A 23,895-nucleotide genomic window follows, 5' to 3' on the forward strand; every position below is an offset into this window, starting at 1 on the left:
ACAATTCAATTAGAAGAAAAATAGGACCAGTTATAATTTTTAGCTATATCTGAATACTAATAATGCATTAAGACCTTATAGTCATAATCTCCAATAGCTTCACGACCATTCAAATCATCTAGCTCAATCAGGAAGGCACAACCAGCTACAATACCTCCAAGTTTTTCAATCATTTCAATCGTTGCCTTGACGGTACCACCAGTCGCCAATAAGTCATCAACAATCAAGACACGCTGTCCTGGTTTTATGGCATCTGCATGCATGGTAAGTGTATCTACACCGTACTCTTTCTCATAATCTGCTGAGATAACCTCACGCGGTAATTTGCCTGGCTTACGAACTGGTGCAAAACCAATCCCCAATTCAAATGCAACTGGACATCCAACAATAAAACCACGCGCCTCCGGGCCAACGATCATATCGATTTGTTTATCAGTTGCATATTGTACAATCTCACGTATAGCATAGCTGTAAGCATTCCCATCAGCCATCAATGGGCTAATATCACGAAATTCGATTCCCTCTTTTGGATAGTTGGGAATGGTTGCAATGTAATCTTTTAAATTCATTTTTTTCTCTCTTTAAAAAATAATATTTTACTCTTCATTATACCATGAATTTGTATTTTGGTACACTGCACACCTAGAGAAAATAAAAATGATAGATAGCAACTCACTAATTTTCAAACCCATTGGCTTTTATCATCATTGTTGCCCTCTTCAAAAATTGCAAGTTTTGAAGAGAGATTAACTGAGGAATGTGTTAGTCAATCATCCTCGTCCGCATAGCCAATCATAGATTTCTTGAACTGTTCCAAGAGCCATTAGCTCTTGCTGGATGACTGTTTTTTTTAAGTTTTGATAGATTTGACTCTCCGAAAGTTCCTTCTTCTGGGCTGTTTTGTTAACACGCATTATACCATTTGTAATCGTGACAAATTCCAATTCTTGGAAAATTTGAATCATCTTGATTAACAGACTATCTTTGATTTTCAAGTAACCGGCCAAATCTTTTAATTTATAACGAACATCAAACTCATCGAACTGGTGGATAGTCTTATAGAGCCTCGCAAACTGATCTCGGCTGCCATAACCATCCAAATAGTAGGGTGTAGCCATTTCATTCTTAAAGTAGACCGCTTCAAATTTTGTCTTTTGAAAATAGCTGCGCAGACTCTCTATTTCCTCTGGTAAACTAACTAAGACAATGGCCTTTTCATCTGTAGGTGGATGTTCCAAATCCAAGATAGGGATGCCTGTTGGTAATGGATGCTGTTTGCCACGAATATTATAGAGTTGAATACCAACAACACGCGCGTCAACCAGCATCAATTGAAGACTAGTATTACCATTCCATTGATTGACAGACAAGGTAACCGCTAATTCTAACTGCTTGGCCTGAGAAAATTCCAAGGCTAGATTCCCTCTGCCGAATGCGACCACATCAAAAGTTGCTGTCCCTTTGGTGACCCGCAGTTTGAGATGGGCATTATTTTGTCCCATGGTTCGTGCAGATTCCACTTGAAACTCTTTGAGGTAAAAGACTGGTTTTTTATTATCCATACCGTAGGGAGCCAGTTTACCAAACGATTTGAGAGTTTCCATAGTCAGTTCTTCTAGGTCCAACTCTTCGTCTAAAACCAGCGGAGACTTACTAGGTTGATCCAAACTATTTTCTCTTATGTAGGTCGCTAATGTTTCAGATAGTACACCTAGTTTATCTACTTCCAAGGTCATCCCGGCCGCACCCGCATGTCCTCCAAAGGCGAGAAAAAGGTCCTGATGATCCTTTAGAGCTTGGAAAATATCAATAGCTTCAGTAGAACGAGCCGAACCTTTAGCCTTATCTGCTTCGATTGACAATACAATAACAGGTTGTTGTAATTCTTCCAGTAGACGTCCTGCAACGATTCCAAGTACTCCTGGATTCCAGCCTTCTCTAGCTAGGACTTGAACTGGTCTATCACTGCGAATCATGGTCCTAGCTTCATCATAGATAGCCTGAACCACATCTTTTCGCTCTGTATTTTTACTATCAATCAAAAGAGCAATTTCGTAGGCTTGCTCCTCATCAAAACCTGTCAATAATTCCACTGCCGGATTAGGGTCATCTAATCGACCAAGAGCATTGAGGCGGGGAGCGAGCTGAAAGCCAACGGTCTCTTCATCAAGACTAGCCACATCAATGCCTGCTATCTTTATCAGTTCTTGCAAACCAACACGTTCTGTCTGCCTAAGAAGAGACAAACCATACTTGACCATCACACGGTTTTCATCTGTTAGGCTAACCATATCAGCAATAGTTCCAATAGCCACAAGATCCAGCAAGTCAGCATGAACTGTCTCCAAAAGAGCGCAGGCCAATTTGAAAGCAACACCACAACCAGCCAATTGTTTGAAAGGATACGAACCATCTGGATGTTCTGGATGGATAATTGCATAGGCATTTGGCAGAGTCTCTTGTAAAGAGTGGTGATCAGTTACGACAACATCAACCCCTTTTTCTTGGGCATAAGCAATAGCTTCATGCCCTGCTACTCCATTGTCCACCGTCACAATAAGTGAGACTCCCTGCTGCTCAATAAAATACTTGTAAACTGATAGGTTAGGCCCATAGCCATCTGTAAAGCGATTGGGCAGATAGACCTGAACTTCTGCACCTAGTTCCTCTAAAACCTCCTTTAATATCGATGTTGCAGTCATGCCATCTGCATCATAGTCTCCATAAATCAGAATCTGTTCGTAATCTTCTATGGCCCGACGAATCCTATCAACAGCCTTGTCCATATCGTGAAGTAAATAAGGATCGTGCAAATCATCTAGGCTAGGGTGTAGAAATGTATGTAGATCTTCCGATGTATGAATACCCCGATCGTAAAGTAACTTAGCAGCTACTGGGTCCAGACCTTCTTTTTTAGCTAGTTTAGTAAATTGTTCACTGGAAGAGCTGGTCAACAACTGCCAGTCATATTGTGGTTTAATCACATTTTTACTCCTTATTCAAAAATGATATTTTTTTCAAGCTTCCTTATACATTTAAGAGAATTTTACCTATGTACGATTTGCCGAACAAACGTTATCTTCAGCTTTCTGGTGTTCATGGAAGATAAGCTGTCCTACCATTGTATCATTTTCACCTCAGAGCAGGGGCGAAATAATCCGAAATAAGGCTCCACTGAGGCGTTTATACCAAGAATAAGTCTTGTCAAAGGTCAGCAAATTGATACGTTGGGATTTTTTAAAAGACTGATTAAAATCTTCTTTTATCGCTGTTAAGACCGCTGAATGATTGTAAATGTAAAGACCACATTCAAAATTAAGATAGAAAGAACGAAAATCCATATTAACTGTTCCGACAGTTGCTTTTTTATCGTCAACCAGAACAACCTTTGAGTGGACGAAGCCTGGTTTAAACTCATAAATCTCAATCCCTGCTTCTAGATAGACTGGAAAATCCGTTCTAGCTGCCAGGTAAGCTGACTTCTTATCATAGATATGAGGTAGTAAGATCCGCACCTCTACCCCACGTTTTGCAGCGTAAGTCAGATTATCAATCATTTCATCATCTAAAACTAGATAAGGTGTCATGATGTAGATATAGTCTGTAGCTGATTGAATCATATCTAAGCATACCCGCTTAGCCACAGCTTCACCATCAAAGGGATTTTCACCATAGGGCAAAAAGAAACCTCCTATGTCAACGTTCCCTTTGTCTAACACTTTATAGGGTTTGAGGTATTTAAGGTCATCTGTCTCCCCCTTTTCATTGTAGTTCCACATTTGTAGAAACATGAGGGTAAAATTGGCAACCGCTTCTCCCTTAATCATAATAGCGGCATCCTTCCAGTAACCAAAGCGCGATTTTTTATTGATGTATTCATCCGCAATGTTGACTCCACCTGTAAAAGCAACCTTACCATCAATGATTGCAATTTTCCGGTGGTCACGGTTATTCTGAACAGTTGATAATGCAGGGATAATTTGTGAAAAAACCTTGGCCTTAATACCATATTTTCTCAAAGTTTTATAGTAGGTATAGGGAAGATTCGTCAGTGAATTCATACCATCATACATAAAACGGACTTCAACTCCCTGCGCCACTTTTTCCTTTAAAATTTCCAAAATGGAATCCCACATGTACCCCATATCCACGATGTAATATTCCATAAAAATATACTGCTCTGCTTTTTTTAATTCTTCTACTAGGACCTCAAACTTGGCCTGTCCCGTTGAAAAATAAACAGCATCTGTATTGGTATGGATAGGGTAACCGACATACTCACTCATATAATGGGCCAACTTTAGCTGCTCCCTATCTTCTCTCTCCAAAGCTTTCATCACCTGCTCAGATGTCTTACTATATTCTCTTAGACGTTGCGCCTGCTTCTGAAAATTTTTTCGATAGCGCTTGGTTTCAATATTTGATTGCAAAATAAAATAGAAAAGAGCACCGAAAATCGGAAGACCAATCACAAAGATGATCCATGTTAACTTAAAACTCGTATTCATGGGACGATTGATGATAGAAATAGCAACAACGATCGAGCAAAGTTGCATAACTATCAATAAAGCAGGGACATAAATCGCTGCAGAACCCACCAGCCATAAAACTAGAAAGATGGTCAAAGCTAGTAAGCTGATGACAATAAAGGCCCTACTGTAAATTATTTTCCAAATTTTCTCCATACATCGCCCTTCCAAGTTTTTTTTCCATTATAACAAATTTTAATCAAATATCCTATCTTAAATAAATGATCATATCAAGCAAATCTTTCCGAAAATTTTGAATATATAGATATATTCAATTAGTATTGTAAGCCCCTTTCTTTTTTGGTAAAATATATTTGAAAAATATCCCGTCCAATCTATTACACTGTACATTATTTCATAAAGGAGGAAGTTCCTATGAAACTTTCACATAAAAGGAAACTGTTGAATCAACTTTTACTTGCTTCAACAGCTCTTTTGGCTGCTTCCATCACACAGGCCAATGTCTTTGCAAATACAGAAGATGCTGTCCTGCCTGCTTCAAGTGAGACGCTAGTTCCAGCACCAACTGAAGCTAACCCCGATAAAAAAGCTGCCAATCCTTCCGAGGAGACCCCCGTAGAAAAACAAGTCGAGGAGGCAACTACGACACCCCCTACCCCCGCTTCTACGGAAATGGAAAAAAGCACTGCCGAAGTAAACAAGTCAACTGATGAATCTACACAAGATACTACTGAAAAAACTAATCAACCAGTTGCAGAAACACAAAGTACAGCCTCAAATACAACCATTGTCAATCTTAAAACAGAGACTGTTTATTTGTCCGAGACTGCTAGTATAACAGAAACTGTCCCTCTAGCAAACACCACCACTGAAAAAATCGAATGGAAATTGGATGGCAAACCAATTTCAGAATGGAAAACTTGGAACCTAGAAAAAGGGAACTTTACAGGAGATTCATTCATCACCGTTGAAGAAAGTAGACAGAATGACCAACTTCATTTGAACATTCATTTGGCAGCTTTATTCGGTGAGGATTTAAGCAAACGAACTCCAAGTAATATTCGCCGTACCTACCGCCAGCACATGAAGGACCTCGTTTTAGAAGGTACCAGTGTAGATGGAAAGTTGACTATCACTAAAACCCTTCATTTCCGCCCCTATGAGGCTTATCGTACCCACGACGAAATGCTTGCAGAGATAGAAGAAACTAAGAATGCTGCTGCCAAAGATCGTCTCGTGACCATTGATACGATTGGTAAATCCGCTGAAAATCGTGAGATAAAAATGGCCATTGTGGCTAAAGACCAAGCAAGTATTGATAAGTATCTTAATGAAACAACACCTCTCATGCTTACCCAGCCTGATCAGATGTTACAAAACTTAAAAGCTGGTACTTTCGACTACAAACTACCTATCTTAATCAACAATACCCATGCTGATGAGCAGCCTGGTATTGATGTAGTAACCAGTCTTTTCCGTGACTTTGCACAAAAGGATACCATTACCTTCCCATCTACAGATGCAAACGGTAAACCGATTACTCTGAATTTAAAAGTTTCAGACTTGCTAGATAAATTTATTTTCCTATTTAACTTTACAGAAAATCCTGATGGCGATGTTAAAAATCTTCGTTCTCTCGTAAATGGCTTGGACCCTAATCGAGACGCTGGTTTCCAGGTCAATCCTGAAACTCAAGCGATTGTCCGTCAAATTCACAAGTGGAATCCAATATCCGTCTTGGATATTCATGGCTTTGTATCTGGATTCCTCATTGAACCTGCCACTCCACCTCATGATCCGAACTTTGAGTATGACTTACTAGCAAATATAATGTTGGAAAAAGCTCATGAAATGGGACGAGCTGGAGTTGCCAATTCTAAATATACACGCTACACCATTCCAAAAGTACACTGGGGAGATGGTTGGGATGATTCCTTTTCCGGCTATACTGCTGTCTATGCAATGTATCATGGTATCTTAGGTCATACAATCGAAATTCCTGAAAGCAATCAAGAATCATTCAAAGCTGGATTTTTTGCAGTTTTAGGTGGCATTCACAATATGGCAACTAAACCAGACAGTCTGATGGAAATGCGCCTCAAGTACTACTCTCGTGGCGTTAACAAAGTTGAAGATCCAAAAGCCGAAGCTGAATTAGTCGGTCCTGATGGCAAGATAGTTGGTCGTGTGAAAAAGAACCAACCAAAATTCTTCCCAGACTACTATGTCATTCCTATGACACTTGACAAAAACAATGATATGCAAGAAGCATTTAAAATGATTGAGTACTTCAATCGCAATGGTGTTGTTGTCAAAGAATTGACCGAGGATGTCGGAAACTTCCACAGAGGAGACTTGGTCGTTGATATGGCTCAAGCCAAACGCGGATTTGCCAACCATGTCCTCTATTCCGGTTCAAATGAATCTGCTTGGGGGGCAATGTATGCTGAATTAGTTGTCAATTTCCCAAATATGAAAGGCTTCACAGCGAAAGCTATTTTCGATCAGGATGCTTTTAATGGAAAATTAGGAAGCATTACTTGGACCAAAGCACCGCGCACTACAGAAATCGATCATAAGGCTCCTTATTACATCGTTGCAAATACCTCTGAAAGTGCTGTTCAAGCTATCAATCAAGCTATCAAATCAGGGGCCAAGGTCTACTTGACAGAGGATGGTTACATTATGGAAACCAGCCAATTCAGTCACCTACTGGAACACTATGCTCTTTATGGTGAACCACTTTATAAGAAACCTGTTGGACAAGAATTAAAACCAATGAAGGTCTATGCACCATCACATTCTTACAGTTGGGCTGGAGATTTTGCAATTTTAGCCAATTCTGCTCTTGCTGCAGAGCGTATGGGATTCGAAGTTGTAAAAACTGCAGATGAGGCAGATGCCATTATCCTTGAATCCGATCAATTTGATGCTAGTGTATTCGGTAAGAAACCTGTCATCATTGTTGGCGGTGGTGCTATGCAAAAACTAGAAAAATTAGGAATTTTAGCGGGATTCAATGCTGAACAATTTGCAAATGGCAGTGACCATGAAGGACTTATGCGAGCCATTATTGATGATAAACATCCTCTAACTAGTGGTTATGCAATGAACGGTCTTTTCTACTCAAACTCCGGTAATTGGATCGAAGGTATCCCTGAAGGTTTCAAAACTCTCGTCAAAATTGCTGATAAAGATTACTATATTGCAGGTTGGTGGCCTGGTTATGAAAAATTAGCCAATAAGGTTGTTGCGATTGCCGGTAATCATCAAGGTTACCCAGTCTTCATCTATGCTGGTAACCCAACCAATAAGGTCCATCCCGTACACTTCTTCCGTTGGGTATCCAATGCCCTTTTTGGTAGTCAGTTAGCAACCTTGGAAGATCTTCCTCCTGTAGAGATTCTAGTGCCACAACCTATCAAAGAGGAAAACACTAAAGAGTCTAAAGCTACACTATTAGTCAAACAGACCGGCTCTAGTCAAAAACAGTTGCCTCGAACTGGCTCACAAACAAACTATATTGCTATTGCATTGGGTAGTCTGTTACTAGGCACAATTATCTTTCGTAAAAAAGAACGCAGCAATAAGTAAATAAAATACTAATAAAAAAACGCCGAATAAACATGAACTGCATTCCAGTTGTTAGATTGTTGGTCTAACTTTTGGAGGGCAATTCAAAGATTCGGCGTTCTTTATTTTAGGGAAAAGATTGTCCTAGCTAAATAATCAGCTATCTGCGGAAAGAGGGTGTAGAGCTTATGCGCTGCTGCCAAAGTCCACGGCAGATTGACATCACGCTTTTTCGTTCCCATAGCTGCCACAATTTTCTTAGCCACATAGTCAGGTTGTAATAAGAAAGCCTTTACACTTTCTTGATAACTTCCATCAGGATCTGCTTGGTCGAAAAAACCAGTTGCAATTGGGCCTGGATTGACCGTTGTAACAGCTACGCCGTACTTGGCCAATTCTAATCGAATGGTATTGGAAAAGCCTATGGCCGCAAACTTTGTTGCTGAATAAACTGATGATTTAGCTGAAGCGATGAGACCTGACATAGAAACAATATTGATAATATGGCCACTTCGCCTAGCTTTCATCCGCTTGCCAACCAAGCGACATAGAGTCATTAGAGAAAAAGTATTGATGTCAAACATGTCCTGCACCTGCTGGCTAGAAAAGTTCTCAAAATCATCATAAACAGCATAACCGGCGTTATTGACCAAGATATCAATCTGTCCATGTTGACCATCCAGCTCATCCAAGAAGGCTGTCAGAGCTGCTTCGTCTCGAATATCCACATCATAGACAGCTTTTTTCTCATGATAAGTATAAAGCTCCATTATTTTTTCCCGATTCCGTCCCAACAAAATCAGAAAATCATCTTTGAGCAAGGGTACCATTGCCTGTGCTAAACCACCAGAAGCACCCGTTATCAAAATCGTCCTCATAGCTCTACTTCCTCTAAGTCCTTGACAACATAAACATTTTCAAAAATTGTGCTCGCGTCCTTCCTAAGACGGCTAATATCTTTAGACAGGAAACGCGGGCTAATATGATTTAGGAGAAGTTGCTTTACTCCCGCTTCTTTGGCCACCTGTGCCGCTTCCATATTGGTCGAATGTCCATGCTTACGGGCAATCTGCTCATCACCCTTACCATAGGTCGATTCATGAACCAAAACATCTGCATTGACCGCTAAGCGCACACTCGCATGACACTTGCGCGTATCACCTAAAATCGTCACTACCTTCCCCGGACGTGGTGGTGAAACGTAATCACTAGCTATAATTTCAGTTCCGTCGTCCAACGTAACATTTTCTCCATTTTTGATTTTTCCAAAGAGAGGACCAAATGGTACACCCGCCGCACGAAGAGCTTCTGCATCCAATGTTCCTTCCAAATCTTTCTGGATAACACGATACCCGACACAAGGAATTGTATGATCTAGCTTTTCAGCAAATACCGTGAATTTATCTGTATCCAAAACCTGTCCAACGGTATCTACATCAAATTCATGAAAATGAATCCGATAAGGTAGGCGAGAACCAGAAACTCTGAGACTGCCTAGGACAAAAGAACGGATTCCCACCGGACCATAAATGTCAATATCCGTCTGTTCTTCACTAGACTGGAAAGATCGACTAGATAAAAAACCAGGTAAGCCAAAAATATGATCACCATGTAGGTGAGTAATAAAAATTTTTGCTACTTTACGAGGGCGAATGGTTGTCTCCAAAATCTGATTCTGTGTCCCTTCTCCACAATCAAAGAGCCAAACCTGATTGATTTCATCTAAAAGTTTTAAGGCCAAACTGGATACATTACGAGCCTTAGAGGGCTGCCCCGCCCCCGTACCTAAAAATTGAATTTGCATTGCTTCCCTTCTAAATTTCTATATATAAGACAGCTGAACGACCAGACCACGCAAAATACTGTCTACCAGAGTAAATTTCTGCCACTTCCATGATCTCATCCTGATTGAGTCCAGATAGTTTTACCAAGCTAGTAGAACTAGCTACCTGAGTCAGGAGGTAATCTGTTTCCTGTTCCATCAACTGATTATCATCGAATGCATTATATTGCATGAAAATCTTTCCATTCTCTACAAAAATAACATAGTGCGGAAAGATTTGAGCAATTTCAAAGAGCAGACTATCAGTGACTTCTTCCTCATGCTCTGAAAAAATCTGACTCAAACCATCAGTTCTTACGTAGGAAAAACCAAAAGATTTGCCGGACAAATTGAGGCGGATAAAAGGTTTCTCTTCTGCAAAGGAAGGATTTTCCTGAATCAAGCCCAACTCCAGAGATAGGTTAAAAAAATAATCTGTCGCCTGTTTGGCCCCCCGCTTTTGATACATTTCTGCAAAATAGGCATTGACCACAGAAGGGGGTGGTGTGATAAAGTCAAGCTTTTGTTGATCTGTTAAACCAGCCAATTTCCTGTCCAGATAAACCTTATCAAGACTGGTAAAACCACCGTATTTAAGAGCTAAATCAAGGTAATCTATCATACAATTCTTCCAACTTCCATTTATTTGTAGAGGCGATATAGCCCGAAACTACTTCGACATCGTCTTCATAACTTCTTTTATCAATCAAAGCCAGTGTGGATAAATCATGTAATTGATAAGCTTGAGTCAAAGGAACTCTGACCTCAAATGGCTCAAACATGGTCTTTATCTTTGCCAAAACCATCATCTGAATATGCCTTTTGGCATTTTCAGCCTTAGCCGATAGCATTACATGAGGAAACTGACTAGGAGTAAAATGATCATCTGTCTTATCCAACTTATTATAAAGAGCTAAGCGAGGAATATCCAGCATATCTAAGTCTTTGAGAATATCCAAGACTACCCTCTCTTGCTCACTATGATTCGGATCAGAAGCATCAATGACATGAAGTAAGAGGTCCACATTTATAGACTCCTCCAAAGTAGACTTGAAAGCAGAAATCAACTCCGTTGGCAAGTCCTGAATGAAACCAACTGTATCGGTCAAGGTTACATTGAATTTACCAGACAAGTTGATTTGCTTGGTCGTGGCATCCAGTGTCGCAAAGAGTTCATCAGCTTCATACTGTCTCTTGTCTGTCATAGCATTCATTATGGTAGACTTACCAGCGTTAGTATAGCCAATCAGGCCTATCTTGAAGACTCCTGATTGCAGGCGACGCTCACGAACAGTAGCACGGTTTTTCTCTACTATCTTTAGCTGACGTTCAATGTCATGAATCTGGTTACGGATACTCCGGCGATTTAGCTCCAACTGACTTTCTCCTGGACCACGAGAACCGATTCCCCCAGCCTGCCGACTGAGCATAATTCCCTGACCAATGAGACGAGGTAACATGTACTTGAGCTGGGCGAGGTGTACCTGCAATTTTCCCTCATGACTCCGAGCACGCATAGCAAAAATATCTAAAATCAACTGCATACGGTCAATAACTTTGACACCGAGAACGTCTTCTAGGTTAATATTTTGTCGCGGGGTTAGACGATGATTAACAATCACCATGTCAATCTCATCAGCTCTAACCATTTGAGCAATCTCATCTAGTTTTCCAGAACCAACAAAGGTCTTACTGTCATATTTTTCACGTTTTTGAGTATAGACTCCCTTAACCAAGGCACCCGCTGTTTTCGCCAGACTAGCCAACTCCTCCATAGACATCTCGAAATTGTCTGTCTGCTGCAATTCCACCCCGACTAAGAGAACACGTTCGTGGTCTTTTTGCGTTTCAATCATCTAAAAAATTCCTCCACAGCGGTGAAAATAGTATCCTTGTAATGTGAGCATCCAACGGAATAAAATGGGACGTGCATGCGATTTCTAAACCATGTTAATTGGCGTTTGGCAAAACGACGACTATTTTGCTTGACCTTATCAAGTGCTTCATCCAAGCTACACTCTCCAGCCAAGTAAGGAAAAATCTCCTTATAACCGATTCCCATAGCTGCCTGAGAAGTCGGATAATTTTGATAGAGCCAAGTTACTTCTTCTAATAGGCCTTGATCCATCATCTTATCCACTCTCTGATTGATCCGATCATAAAGAACCTGCCTGTCATCCGTCAAACAAATATAGATAGGCTCATAGTCCGACTCTGTATTTTCTAAATTCTTACCGAATTTTTTTAACTCTAATCCACGAATCATCCTCCGACGACTGCTATCTTGAACTGACAAACCTGCCTGCTCTGCCATTGTCACTAAAATCTCGTCTGAAAAGAGAGCAAGCTCTTTTCGATAGGCAAGAACTTCTTCTTGATTAACCTGCCCTCCCAGATGGTAACCCTCAAGGAGACTCTGGATGTAAAGTCCCGTTCCTCCTACAATGATAGGAAGTTTACCCCGACTAACTATGTCGGCAATCAACAGCTTAGCTTCCTTCACAAATTCATAAACCGAATAACCTTCTGCCACATCTCGGACATCTATCAAATGGTGGACAGCTGCCGCTTGCTCCTCTAAACTAGCTTTGGCAGTGCCAATGTCTAGCTTGCGATAGACTTGCTGGCTATCACCACTGATAATTTCACCATTGTAGCGCTGAGCCAACTCTATTCCTAGGGCAGTCTTTCCAACCGCTGTCGGTCCTACGACCACAATTACTTTAGTTTTCATCTTTTTCCTTGAAAATATTTTGTTTTTCCGCTAGAATCTATTATAACATAAGTAAAGGAGAATTCACTATGGCTAAAGGTTTTGGCAAAGGTTTCTTGACAGGTGTTCTTTCAACTGTTGCCCTTGCAGCAGGCGCTATCTTCACCGTTCATAAGACAATCATCGAACCAGAAGAAAAGAAAGAAGCTTTCATTGAGGAAAATCGTAAAAAAGCTGCTCGCAAACGAGTAGCACACTAAAAAGCTGGAAATGTTCCAGCTTTTTTATTTACATAAAAACATAGACTTATCAAACAACTTAAGGAATACTCAAAAAATCAAATCGCCATCATCATTTTAATTTCCTAAAAGCATTACAGAATAATATCTCTCTTCTCAATCAATACAATGGTCCACATCATAGCAAGCGTTACAATGGCAAGAGCAATCATTAACGGTAACCAACTACCAAACATCGGAAAACTATATCCCAACAATCCCGGACCAAGAGCTGCAATGAGATAGCCCCCTGTCTGAACCATTCCTGATAATTGAGCAGTCGCTTGACTATTACTTGTCTTCAAGGAAAAACTCAACATCATGTAGGGGAAGAGTGCCCCGTTTGAAAAACTGAGGATAATATGCAGTGCAGACCAGAGAAATAGATTAGCAGGAATAAAGGCCATCATGAACAGACCGAATAAGGTTACAGCAGAAATAGCCAACATGCTATTGCGTCTTGTAACTCTCGTCTGGCGTGATAAAATTGCCGGAATAATCATAGACATCGGAATGGCTGTCATATTGAACAAACCAGCCATCAAACCCGCCTCTGCCTTGCTAAAACCAACCGATTGTGCAATCGTTGGTAGCCAGGTGATTTCTGTATAGTAAAGCACAGATTGCAGACCTGCAAAGATAAGAAAGGCCAAAGCCGCCTTATTCTTCCAGATGGAGACTACCTTTTCTTCCTGAGAATCACTTGCAAATGTGTGATTCTGTTGAATATTAGGTAGCCAAATGAGGAAAGCCAAAAGAACCAATCCCGAAATCAGGTAAATGAAGAACTCCCAAGAACTAGCCGAAACAATCGGTACCGCAACCATTGAAGCAAAAGTGGCGGCCACCCCCATAAGAGTAATGTAGACAGTAGTGTATAGACCTATCTTTTGAGGAAAATTAGCTGCAACTAGACTTGGTAACAGAACATTTATAAAAGCAATGGTAGCACCAATAAGCATGGTACCAACATAAAGCGCCGGTAAGTTCAAGACCCGCATGCCTGAACCAACAACCATAACCAAAAGAACAATAATCATCAGTTTTTCCATACCAAACTTAGCTGCCAGACGAGGTGCTAAAGAAGAACAGAGAGCAAACATAATCAGTGGAATAGAAGTCAGAATCCCCAATGAGCTAACTTCTACTCCAAGTCCTACTGCTACATCCGTCAAAATAGCAGGTAAAGCAGTGAAAGGGGCGCGCATAACCACTCCCAGCATAACAATGCCAGCTACCATAAATGGTGATTGTTTTTTCATCATTTTTCTCCTAAATTTCCTAACGTTCGGATTTCAACACTTTTGATTATACCATAGTTGACAAATGAGAAAAAGGTTTTAAGCATGTAATTTTCTGTTGTTATAGTTTCTAGCTATGGATGCAGTATAAAAATAACTATTTTTCAAATACAGTAATCTGAGTTAGAATAGTTTCACTACTAAATTGAAAGAGAGAGAAATAATGACAACTTCAAGATTCCAGCTCGTCGGCTCACTCCTCCGTCCATCAAACTTAAAAGAATTTAAACGCAAGATTGAATATCGTGATGATATTCAATATCCATTCTACGATGCTTTTGATGGTTATCAGGAGACAGAAACTGCTGCTATTGAAGCAATTATTGCTGAACAAAAAGCAAACGGCATTGATGTCATAACGGATGGGGAGTTTTCCAAGTCCATGTGGCACCTTGATTTCATCTGGGGATTCCAGGGAATCAAGCGCTATATTGCTGAACATGGCTATCCTTTCAAAGACCACAACGGTCAGATTTTTGAAACTCGCAAAGATATTGGTCTATCTATCACGGGACCCTTATCTGCTAAAAATCACCATTTCATTGACATTTACAAAACTGTTAACAAACTGGCTGGCAACAGCGACACCAAGTTGACTGTCTGGGGGCCGGCTCATGCTTTCACTGAGCTTGTTCTCTTCAATGGACAGGTAGGACCTGATAAAATTTATAAGACACGTGAGGATTTAAAAGAGGGCTTGTTGGCAGCCTATAAGGAATTCTTAGTAGAATACAAAGAAGCCGGCGGAAGCATTATTCAGTTTGACGATTGTCTCTGGGAACTATTTGACCCTGCCAACCCTGTTCCATTTCTGCCACAAGATGATTCCGAAGCCTTAGCTGCATTGGCTGATGAATTTATTTCTATCAACAATACCATCATAGATTATGGACATGAAATCGGTTTAACCGTTTGGACTCACAATTGTCGTGGGAACTATGAAAGCCGAGCTGCGGCTAATGGTACCTACGAAGCCATAGCTGAAAAATTCCTTCGCGACCAAAAATACGACCGCTTTTTCCTTGAGTGGGATGACGAGCGCGCAGGTGACTTAAAAGCCTTAGAGAGCTTACGTGATAAGGATGTTGAAGTCGTACTGGGCTTGCTTTCCAGCAAAACTTCCAATCTAGATGATGAAAAACGAGTTTACAAACTATTGGAAGAAGCGAGCAAAATCATTCCTAAGGACCGACTCTACCTCTCACACCAGTGCGGCTTTGCTTCATGTGACTCAGGAAATGAATTAGCTATTCCACAACAATGGAATAAAATCAAACAAGGACAAGACATTGCCACTACATTCTGGTCCGAATAGCTTTACGCAGGTTATTCACACAAAATTGACTATCTCTATACAGTAACAAGAACCCTTTAGGCATTAACCTAGAGGGTTTTTACTATTATTCTATTTATTGAGAACTATCAATCCAAGCACCTGCTCTATTCAATCTTAGTAGCATACGACAACCTGCTGTTACCGCCAAGCATACTGGAAAATTAGCTGAGAACATTTTATGGACTTCGTAAAAAGCTGCAATGCAGCTCGCATACTGCACAAATTGCCTCCGGCAAAAATAATACTTTCTCTGATATTCCTGTTCAAAAACTAAAAGTAAATAAATTAAATACAGGTAGATAAACCAATCATCCTATTTACCACCTCTTGCCCTGACTCGTTATAATGTATCCCATCACTGGTGTACTCATATTTTAAATGACCTTCTTCTGCCATTGTTTCATTTAAGTCAATACAATAAAGTCCCATTTTTTCAGCCTTGTCTAAAATAAATTCATTGATTTTCTTCACATCTTCATTGTTAACACCATCTCTAAACAAAGAATAAGCAATCGTGGTAACATAGAGAGATTGACAATGGTCATTCAGTATGTTGAACAGACGATCCACATTATGCTCAATCGTTTCTAAATCATATCCAACGATAAAATCATTTATTCCCAATGAAATGATGACTGTGTGGAGTTTTTTTGTGAGAAGCTGATCTATATTATCCAAAAGCGTGTTGAACGTTATCCCCCCTATACTTAGATTATCAAATCCTTCCAATGAAAGATTTAAAAGACGACTATCTCCCAGAATGATATTACTCTGACTCTGTTTATGAACTAACTTTTCAATCTTTTCCGCATAAAAACGGCTGTTTTTCTTTTCTCGCTTTTGATAATCAAAATAAATACGACCAATAACTGCCATAAAATCAAAACGATCATCCACATCCACTGAATCTTCTTTTTTCATCAGATAGGCCTGAGTTTTCTCCGAAAAGTACGTTTCATCTCTTAAATAGGCATTTTTAGAGCTTATATATATAGCTCCATTAGGATAGTAAAGGAGCTTCTCGTCTTGCCTTCTATAGTTTTTCCCCAACCCGACACTATCTTTTATATAAGATCCCTCATCCAAAGTTGTAAATAAGGTTGGAGATTTATCAACCTTAGTAAAACTCACTACATGGTCTGCCTCCCCATTTAGATACAGAGCGAATGCTTCTTGGATATGTCTCCCCGTTCTCAAGGGTGAGGTAACTTGGAGTAGGACAAATACTTGATCCTCTGGAAAGGGCTCTAAAAAATGCTTGTTTACCTGATAGGAGGTGGCAAACTCTGTGGCCAATTCCTTGGGTCTCATGAGAACAGATACTCCTGTTGTTTCGCATATTTTTTTATAGTGCTCAGAATCTGTACTCACAAAAATATTTTCTTTCTTAAAACATCCTGACTCAATTGCGGCATGGATTGTATGGAAAATCATAGGCTTTCCATCTAAAAATAACATATTTTTATTTGGTAATCCTTTTGACCCAGATCGGGCGGGAATGATACAAACTGGTTCCATAGCGCACCTCTATTTTATCTTTTTTGCAGGCACACCAACATAGGTACCCGATTCCAAAATATTTCTAACAACAACACAGCCAGCCCCTATGGTAGTAAAGGGATGGATGCTGATACATTGAATAATGACCGCACCACTACCAACATAGGTTCCTTCTCCTATTTGGCAGAGACCATTAACGGTTGAACCTGGGGCAATGTTGCAATGCGGGCCAATGACTGAATGATGTTCAATTATCGCACCTGTATTGATAATACAGTTATCATATACAACGGACTCTGAGCCAATAAAACTGGAAAAACCCAAAAAGATTCCCCTCCCTTTGATGCTATCTTTTGAAAATACATTGGAATGGGGACTGATAATATTTATAATAGCAGAATAATGGTTCTCTGCGACTAGTTCAAAAACTTCTTTTCTCTTCTCATTATCCCCAATTGTAATAAAGACACAGTCAATCAATCCTTTTTCTAAGAATGATACACTTTCAGAAAGCTTCCCTAAAATAGGATACCGTCTATATTCCTTTATCGGTTTATCATCAAAATATCCAACAAATTCATACATGGTAAGATCTAAAAAGGGTAAAACTCCATCTGAAAAGGTTCCAGCACCGAGAAAGGCAACTTTCTTCATATTATCTCCTCATCACATTTCAAATCATAAAAATCTTTCATGACCACATCGCCAGCGGTTAAAAACTCTTTAATAGCGCTATAAGCCAAAAATGACGAATCTGCTTTTTCATAGGGATTTGTAAAATCACTTATTTTTTCAAGCTCATCTAGTCCTAAAACAATATCAGCTGTTCTAGTGTTAACATGGCAAACACTCGGCCCTGATACCCTGCCTAGCTGGCGATTTCCTATATTGAGAGTCGGAACTCGTAACGAAGGAACTTCAATTAAGCCTGAGGAAGAATTTCCTAACAGACCTTTAGAATGCTTTACCAACGAATGAAAGTATTGTGTCGGCAAAGAAGAAAACAAATGACACGAAACATTCTCCTCCACAAAGGAGTGTAAAACCTGCATAATAGCATCTGACGATGTATCTGAATTGGATCCAATAACAATGCATTGTGTTCCTGTTTTCTTTAGAGCCTCCACAAGGGCTTCTGTTTGGGATACCGCGGTCTGGTTTTCAAGAGTGACAGGATGAAACAGTACCACATAGTAATTTTCTTCCAACTCAATGTTCAATAAGCACGACAATTCTTCTTTGGATAGGAAATCCTGCAATAAAACATTTTCAACTCCCATACTTCCAATATGTTTTACCCGTTGCGGTGATTCTCCAAGCTGTATGACCCTTTTTCTGAACTCCTCGGTAGATGTCAGATGAAGATGACTCATTTTTGTAATAGCATGCCGAATCGACTCATCAAAGTTTCCCAACGTTTTTTCCCCACCGTGAATATGACAAATTGGAACAGTAAATATAAGCGCCACATTTGCGACTGGTAACATTTCATACCGATCACCAAGGATGATCACTAAATCATATTGTTCACTAGAAAAAACATTAATCAGACCATCTGTCAAAGTAGCTAGAGAATGTGCAATCGTTGCCTTAGAAGTATCTGTCAGCTGCAAGTAAATTTTCTTGGTAATGGTAAAACCATCTCGTTCAATATCTGTGAGTGTATAGCCATATTTCTCCTCAAGATGCATGGCCGTCACAATTAAATCCAACTGGATATCCTCATCCTGATCTAGCCTGGTCAACAAACGACGCATAATCCCATATTCAGCGCGCGAACCAGTCACAAAACAAATTTTTTTCATTACTCCCTCACATTATAACTGATTCGCAAAATCACTATGTATGATATTTTGATCCACTTCAAAATCTGCCTCACTCACCTTACCTAAAATATCATACCATTTCATAGGAGATATTCCATCTCCTGGCCGTTTAACGGTAATATTGTCTACAGAAAAAATATCGCCTTTTTTAATATCTTTTTTAGCCACTATAGACTTGCGAGCAACAATTTTATTCTTTTCTTCTACAGGATCTGGAATTTTTTCACTTCTTCCCAAAGCTTGTTCAATGATGCGAACCCCCTTTACCAAATCCGATAAAACTTCCGGAGTAGCACTGGCCCTATGGTCAGGACCTTCCATAGCATTGTCCAAAGTAAAATGTTTTTCTATGATACTAGCTCCTAGTGCCACTGCTGCAATTGGAACTTCCGATCCGATACTATGATCCGAATACCCAATGGATGCATTGGGAAACTCTTTCTTTAAGGTCGTCAGCACATTTAAATGGAGAGAGCTATAGGGAGCTGGATACTCTGTTGTACAGTGTAAAATAGAAATATCGGTTGTTCCATTTTCTCTCAAAATATTTACAGCCTGATGAATTTCCTCCATGGCTGCCATTCCAGTTGACAAGATAACCTTTTTCCCTTGCTTGCCAATCTTTTCCAAGTAAGGTAAATTCCTAATCTCCCCCGATGGAATCTTGTAAACAGGCATATTGGTTGAAATCAAAAAATCAAGTGATTCTTCATCAAAAGGTGTCGAAAACACATCAACATGTTTGGAGAGACAATAGTCACGCAGCTCCAAGTATTCATCGAAACTCAACTCCAATCGGCGAGTCATTTCCAGTTGCGAATCTTTTTCTCCTGTAGTCTCTTTCTGGTACTCTGCTTTAGGGGCATATTTTGAGATCAATTTTTCTGCTTTAAAGGTTTGGAATTTTACCGCATCAACTCCACATTGAACCGCGACATCAACCATTTTCTTTGCGAGGTGGACATCACCATTATGGTTGCATCCAATTTCTGCTATGATATAAACCATTCGTATTTTCCCTTCTTCTCTTCTTGGCTACTCGTAAAGATAGAGTATGAGCAAGTATGCCTATTACTATTGAGATGTAGCAAGAACATTGTAATAATATCACATTTTCTAAAAAATGTTTCTTGTTCTTTCTTAACAGACGGGTTAGCAGCAAGCTTGTTGAATGCTAGTAAAATCCATTACTTGCTAACTTCTATCATTTTTACAAATACATTATAACACTAAAAAAATTTATAGTGAGCTTAAAAATTATTTTTACTACTATGTTATAATCATACTCCATAGAGATCAGCCCTGCAAATTGAAATATAATTAAGTTTTGTATCAACAAAAGGTCGACAAATTATCTTACATTACAAGATAGAAAAGTTTACTTCTTTTTTTACACTACGAATAAGATCATGATATTCTTTCTATAGTGATAAGCCAAATAGAAGCGTTCATCCTATAGGCACTTATTGCATTTTCTGAGAACAACTGGAAAAGACCGCAAAGTATTGAGAAGTTGTTATAGTTTTCCTTATGAGACAAAAGTATTTTATTATCTATATAGTCATGGTAACATTCTATCATTTTCTAAGAATTTTGAAAAACACTCACTACAACGGCATAACAGTTTCATTACTTTATCATAGAAAAAGCAAAACATGATCACTAAAAATTTAAAGTTGTTGTTTCAAAGAAATCGCGACATTAAAAAAGCGATCTTCAACGGAGAAATAAATCGCTTCTTCTTTCATTCAAAAGCCTTTTAAAATTACATTTCAGGGCAAAACAAAAAGTTTGTCTTCATTTTAAGAAGACAAAAACAAGGTCAAGAAATCAATGACCTTAGAGGGGACTGTTACTTAAATCTTGAGAGTACAAAAACTGACTTTTTTCTTGACCTTACCGCAAAATTGTTTTACTGTTACTTAAATCTTGAGAGTACAAAAACCAATCCGTGCTGGTAAAAACTTAGAAGGATGTTTTACTGTTACTTAAATCTTGAGAGTACAAAAACAAGCAACTACCACAAACAATAAAGCGCAGGGTTTTACTGTTACTTAAATCTTGAGAGTACAAAAACAATCGAATATCACGATTACAGCTGACAACGGTTTTACTGTTACTTAAATCTTGAGAGTACAAAAACTAAAATTCACGTTTGTAGTTAGCTTTGGTTGTCTTACCTTTACTCAAATCCTAAGAATTCCCAAGAACACAAGAACAATATCATTATCTAATCATATTGTCAAGCATTTTACTATTATTTAAGCCTTGAGAGTACAAAAACTAGTTCACTTTTATCAATTACAGCACCTAGGTTTTACTGTTACTTAAATCTTGAGAGTACAAAAACAAAGTATGGACCCATCTCGCATCCGAGTTGTTTTACTGTTACTTAAATCTTGAGAGTACAAAAACCTGCTTGACCTGTACCATCTAAGATAGCTTGTTTTACTGTTACTTAAATCTTGAGAGTACAAAAACTTTAATTCTTTTATGGATTAAGTATATCATGTTTTACTGTTACTTAAATCTTGAGAGTACAAAAACTAGACTTTGTATTGGGTAAGATTAAATCTAGTTTTACTGTTACTTAGATCTTGAGAGTACAAAAACCATCCACTTGTCTTTGAATTTCGTGGTGGAGTTTTACTGTTACTTAAATCTTGAGAGTACAAAAACTGGGTAATGCAGTGGCTATACAAGACAATAGTTTTACTGTTACTTAAATCTTGAGAGTACAAAAACCAACAGTTAACGACAGTCCGGAACCAGCTAGTTTTACTGTTACTTAAATCTTGAGAGTACAAAAACATTCCCCTATTTTGAGGAAATAATCTTACCGTTTTACTGTTACTTAAATCTTGAGAGTACAAAAACTTCTAAAGGCGCTAGAGTAGTTGAAATCAGTTTTACTGTTACTTAAATCTTGAGAGTACAAAAACTGGCACAGTAAGAATGGATTGGAAGACTTGGTTTTACTGTTACTTAAATCTTGAGAGTACAAAAACTGTGACATTTTTCTGCCTCCTCTCATTAAAGTTTTACTGTTACTTAAATCTTGAGAGTACAAAAACTCCGTAATAAGTCCCAATCTGCAAATATCTGTTTTACTGTTACTTAAATCTTGAGAGTACAAAAACTAAAGTTGTTTAGAGATAATCAAGCATTGGGTTTTACTGTTACTTAAATCTTGAGAGTACAAAAACGGTCACCAATACTTAAAAATTGAATTTTTCGTTTTACTGTTACTTAAATCTTGAGAGTACAAAAACTACACAAAGAAGTATTGAACAAAGACGGTCGTTTTACTGTTACTTAAATCTTGAGAGTACAAAAACTACACAAAGAAGTATTGAACAAAGACGGTCGTTTTACTGTTACTTAAATCTTGAGAGTACAAAAACCATAGCCATCAGTTGTTAAATCAGCAAATTGTTTTACTGTTACTTAAATCTTGAGAGTACAAAAACTCATTATGGGAGCTTGGGAGACTTACACAAGTTTTACTGTTACTTAAATCTTGAGAGTACAAAAACTGGATGTATCCGTTTTTCGTTCAGTCGTTTGTTTTACTGTTACTTAAATCTTGAGAGTACAAAAACGAGGATGACATCTCCTGGCAAGTTAGTATGGTTTTACTGTTACTTAAATCTTGAGAGTACAAAAACTGGGTTAGATATGGGAAGGGACGAGGTTGGTTTTACTGTTACTTAAATCTTGAGAGTACAAAAACCTACTCCCAATCAGCAATTTTTAAGAGCATGTTTTACTGTTACTTAAATCTTGAGAGTACAAAAACCGGAGTAGCTGGAGGTATTTAGGTGAGCGAGTTTTACTGTTACTTAAATCTTGAGAGTACAAAAACAGGAATTTTCCATGAGTGCAACAGAAGTTAGTTTTACTGTTACTTAAATCTTGAGAGTACAAAAACCATCTCGTCTTCTTGACCATTCTTCTTATAGTTTTACTGTTACTTAAATCTTGAGAGTACAAAAACTTAGCATAGTTCAGGAGCAAAGTATGCCGAGTTTTACTGTTACTTAAATCTTGAGAGTACAAAAACTTTAATTTCAGGTGTCATACCTGCGCCTTTGTTTTACTGTTACTTAAATCTTGAGAGTACAAAAACTTTTGATAATGTCACGTTTTTTCATTTTAAGTTTTACTGTTACTTAAATCTTGAGAGTACAAAAACAAGGCTTACAAGTTTTCCCAGACCTTAATTGTTTTACTGTTACTTAAATCTTGAGAGTACAAAAACCTGAACGTGTTATTGGTATAATGAAAAGGCGTTTTACTGTTACTTAAATCTTGAGAGTACAAAAACAAGAACCTTCAAGGAATTTAACCACTCCTCGTTTTACTGTTACTTAAATCTTGAGAGTACAAAAACACTCTATGGCGTAGAGAGGAAAGGCGATGTGTTTTACTGTTACTTAAATCTTGAGAGTACAAAAACGAAAGTTGAAAAATTTAGAAATGTTTTAGAGTTTTACTGTTACTTAAATCTTGAGAGTACAAAAACAATTAAAAGAGAAATTTGATAAGGAGTTGCGTTTTACTGTTACTTAAATCTTGAGAGTACAAAAACAATGGCAGATGTCAGAGTAACAGTTGACCTGTTTTACTATTACTTAAATCTTGAGAGTACAAAAACTGGAAGTAGTAAATAAAGCCACTGGCACATGTTTTACTGTTACTTAAATCTTGAGAGTACAAAAACAACAGCGCTTGGTTAAAATCAACAACATAGGTTTTACTGTTACTTAAATCTTGAGAGTACAAAAACAACAGCGCTTGGTTAAAATCAACAACATAGGTTTTACTGTTACTTAAATCTTGAGAGTACAAAAACGGTGTTGGCTTATAATTGACAATGCACCCTGTTTTACTGTTACTTAAATCTTGAGAGTACAAAAACATAGTCACGCTGTATTAGGGCAAGCCTTGTGTTTTACTGTTACTTAAATCTTGAGAGTACAAAAACTAGTTCAATACAAACCTTGGATTGAAAAAGTTTTACTGTTACTTAAATCTTGAGAGTACAAAAACTAAA

Annotated in this window: 16 protein-coding genes and 2 CRISPR repeat arrays; of the genes, 3 read left to right on the forward strand and 13 right to left on the reverse strand. The window is 38.5% G+C overall.

Annotated features, from left to right (window positions below; translation table 11 throughout):
• Positions 1-56: 56 nt before the first annotated feature.
• The 3 genes from BZG42_RS06105 to cls form a co-directional block, all read right to left on the reverse strand.
• Positions 57-569, reverse strand: coding sequence for an adenine phosphoribosyltransferase (locus tag BZG42_RS06105; protein WP_024531958.1), 513 nt, complete (start codon positions 567-569; stop codon positions 57-59).
• Positions 570-770: 201 nt separating this feature from the next.
• On the reverse strand, positions 771-2,984 hold the full coding sequence (recJ, locus tag BZG42_RS06110) for a single-stranded-DNA-specific exonuclease RecJ (protein WP_155995932.1): 2,214 nt from the start codon (positions 2,982-2,984) through the stop codon (positions 771-773).
• Between the two features lie 153 nt (positions 2,985-3,137).
• On the reverse strand, positions 3,138-4,685 hold the full coding sequence (gene cls / locus BZG42_RS06115; protein ID WP_024531956.1) for a cardiolipin synthase: 1,548 nt from the start codon (positions 4,683-4,685) through the stop codon (positions 3,138-3,140).
• 219 nt (positions 4,686-4,904) lie between these two features.
• On the opposite strand from cls, the gene BZG42_RS06120 reads away from it, so the two are divergent.
• Complete coding sequence (locus BZG42_RS06120; RefSeq protein ID WP_155995934.1) at positions 4,905-8,084, forward strand: M14 family zinc carboxypeptidase; 3,180 nt, start codon at positions 4,905-4,907, stop codon at positions 8,082-8,084.
• A gap of 101 nt (positions 8,085-8,185) precedes the next feature.
• Here the strand turns inward: BZG42_RS06120 and BZG42_RS06125 are convergent, their stop codons facing one another.
• Genes BZG42_RS06125 through miaA form a run of 5 tightly spaced genes read right to left on the reverse strand, consistent with a single transcriptional unit; the run spans position 8,186 to position 12,619 of the window.
• Positions 8,186-8,941 carry an SDR family NAD(P)-dependent oxidoreductase gene (locus BZG42_RS06125; protein WP_024531954.1) on the reverse strand — a complete coding sequence of 252 codons (756 nt, stop codon included), beginning with the start codon at positions 8,939-8,941 and terminating at the stop codon, positions 8,186-8,188.
• Entirely contained in the window at positions 8,938-9,867 is a 930-nt protein-coding gene (gene rnz, locus BZG42_RS06130; RefSeq protein WP_024531953.1) for a ribonuclease Z, read from the reverse strand. Before rnz ends, BZG42_RS06125 begins: the two co-directional genes overlap by 4 nt.
• Positions 9,868-9,877: 10 nt before the next feature.
• Positions 9,878-10,507, reverse strand: a complete 630-nt coding sequence (locus tag BZG42_RS06135) for a cystathionine beta-lyase (RefSeq protein ID WP_120171870.1) — start codon at positions 10,505-10,507, stop codon at positions 9,878-9,880.
• Positions 10,491-11,741 carry a GTPase HflX gene (gene hflX, locus BZG42_RS06140; protein ID WP_155995936.1) on the reverse strand — a complete coding sequence of 417 codons (1,251 nt, stop codon included), beginning with the start codon at positions 11,739-11,741 and terminating at the stop codon, positions 10,491-10,493. The genes BZG42_RS06135 and hflX overlap by 17 nt, the downstream gene beginning before the upstream one ends.
• Positions 11,738-12,619, reverse strand: coding sequence for a tRNA (adenosine(37)-N6)-dimethylallyltransferase MiaA (gene miaA / locus BZG42_RS06145; protein ID WP_155995938.1), 882 nt, complete (start codon positions 12,617-12,619; stop codon positions 11,738-11,740). The genes hflX and miaA overlap by 4 nt, the downstream gene beginning before the upstream one ends.
• A gap of 68 nt (positions 12,620-12,687) precedes the next feature.
• Between miaA and BZG42_RS06150 the strand changes: the two genes are divergently transcribed.
• Complete coding sequence (locus tag BZG42_RS06150; protein ID WP_032502441.1) at positions 12,688-12,858, forward strand: DUF3042 family protein; 171 nt, start codon at positions 12,688-12,690, stop codon at positions 12,856-12,858.
• Positions 12,859-12,971: 113 nt separating this feature from the next.
• On the opposite strand, the gene BZG42_RS06155 is transcribed toward BZG42_RS06150, so the two are convergent.
• A complete protein-coding gene (locus BZG42_RS06155; protein WP_155995940.1) occupies positions 12,972-14,138 on the reverse strand; it encodes an MFS transporter in 1,167 nt (388 codons plus the stop codon).
• Positions 14,139-14,340: 202 nt separating this feature from the next.
• Between BZG42_RS06155 and BZG42_RS06160 the strand changes: the two genes are divergently transcribed.
• Entirely contained in the window at positions 14,341-15,492 is a 1,152-nt protein-coding gene (locus BZG42_RS06160; protein ID WP_155995942.1) for a cobalamin-independent methionine synthase II family protein, read from the forward strand.
• 306 nt (positions 15,493-15,798) lie between these two features.
• On the opposite strand, the gene BZG42_RS06165 is transcribed toward BZG42_RS06160, so the two are convergent.
• Genes BZG42_RS06165 through neuB form a run of 4 tightly spaced genes read right to left on the reverse strand, consistent with a single transcriptional unit; the run spans position 15,799 to position 19,847 of the window.
• Positions 15,799-17,031, reverse strand: coding sequence for a cytidylyltransferase domain-containing protein (locus BZG42_RS06165; RefSeq protein ID WP_155995944.1), 1,233 nt, complete (start codon positions 17,029-17,031; stop codon positions 15,799-15,801).
• Between the two features lie 9 nt (positions 17,032-17,040).
• On the reverse strand, positions 17,041-17,667 hold the full coding sequence (locus tag BZG42_RS06170) for an acetyltransferase (protein WP_155963255.1): 627 nt from the start codon (positions 17,665-17,667) through the stop codon (positions 17,041-17,043).
• A complete protein-coding gene (gene neuC / locus BZG42_RS06175) occupies positions 17,664-18,818 on the reverse strand; it encodes a UDP-N-acetylglucosamine 2-epimerase (protein ID WP_155995946.1) in 1,155 nt (384 codons plus the stop codon). The genes BZG42_RS06170 and neuC overlap by 4 nt, the downstream gene beginning before the upstream one ends.
• 12 nt (positions 18,819-18,830) lie before the next feature.
• Positions 18,831-19,847, reverse strand: coding sequence for an N-acetylneuraminate synthase (gene neuB, locus BZG42_RS06180; RefSeq protein ID WP_155995948.1), 1,017 nt, complete (start codon positions 19,845-19,847; stop codon positions 18,831-18,833).
• Positions 19,848-20,682: 835 nt separating this feature from the next.
• Positions 20,683-20,983: direct repeats of the CRISPR family, unit length 36 nt; unit sequence GTTTTACTGTTACTTAAATCTTGAGAGTACAAAAAC.
• Between the two features lie 104 nt (positions 20,984-21,087).
• A CRISPR array of direct repeats spans positions 21,088-23,892; the repeat unit is 36 nt; unit sequence GTTTTACTGTTACTTAAATCTTGAGAGTACAAAAAC.
• Positions 23,893-23,895: the final 3 nt, after the last annotated feature.

This window comes from Streptococcus sp. DAT741 (assembly GCF_009866825.1).
GTDB classification, from domain to species: domain Bacteria; phylum Bacillota; class Bacilli; order Lactobacillales; family Streptococcaceae; genus Streptococcus; species Streptococcus ruminantium.

Excerpts from the sequence above, each read along its gene's own strand:
- BZG42_RS06105 (WP_024531958.1), bottom strand. The coding sequence starts at position 569 with ATGAATTTAAAAGATTACATTGCAACCATTCCCAACTATCCAAAAGAG.
- cls (WP_024531956.1), bottom strand. The coding sequence starts at position 4,685 with ATGGAGAAAATTTGGAAAATAATTTACAGTAGGGCCTTTATTGTCATC.
- BZG42_RS06120 (WP_155995934.1), top strand. The coding sequence starts at position 4,905 with ATGAAACTTTCACATAAAAGGAAACTGTTGAATCAACTTTTACTTGCT.
- BZG42_RS06125 (WP_024531954.1), bottom strand. The coding sequence starts at position 8,941 with ATGAGGACGATTTTGATAACGGGTGCTTCTGGTGGTTTAGCACAGGCA.
- rnz (WP_024531953.1), bottom strand. The coding sequence starts at position 9,867 with ATGCAAATTCAATTTTTAGGTACGGGGGCGGGGCAGCCCTCTAAGGCT.
- BZG42_RS06135 (WP_120171870.1), bottom strand. The coding sequence starts at position 10,507 with ATGATAGATTACCTTGATTTAGCTCTTAAATACGGTGGTTTTACCAGT.
- hflX (WP_155995936.1), bottom strand. The coding sequence starts at position 11,741 with ATGATTGAAACGCAAAAAGACCACGAACGTGTTCTCTTAGTCGGGGTG.
- miaA (WP_155995938.1), bottom strand. The coding sequence starts at position 12,619 with ATGAAAACTAAAGTAATTGTGGTCGTAGGACCGACAGCGGTTGGAAAG.
- BZG42_RS06150 (WP_032502441.1), top strand. The coding sequence starts at position 12,688 with ATGGCTAAAGGTTTTGGCAAAGGTTTCTTGACAGGTGTTCTTTCAACT.
- BZG42_RS06155 (WP_155995940.1), bottom strand. The coding sequence starts at position 14,138 with ATGAAAAAACAATCACCATTTATGGTAGCTGGCATTGTTATGCTGGGA.
- BZG42_RS06160 (WP_155995942.1), top strand. The coding sequence starts at position 14,341 with ATGACAACTTCAAGATTCCAGCTCGTCGGCTCACTCCTCCGTCCATCA.
- BZG42_RS06165 (WP_155995944.1), bottom strand. The coding sequence starts at position 17,031 with ATGGAACCAGTTTGTATCATTCCCGCCCGATCTGGGTCAAAAGGATTA.
- BZG42_RS06170 (WP_155963255.1), bottom strand. The coding sequence starts at position 17,667 with ATGAAGAAAGTTGCCTTTCTCGGTGCTGGAACCTTTTCAGATGGAGTT.
- neuC (WP_155995946.1), bottom strand. The coding sequence starts at position 18,818 with ATGAAAAAAATTTGTTTTGTGACTGGTTCGCGCGCTGAATATGGGATT.
- neuB (WP_155995948.1), bottom strand. The coding sequence starts at position 19,847 with ATGGTTTATATCATAGCAGAAATTGGATGCAACCATAATGGTGATGTC.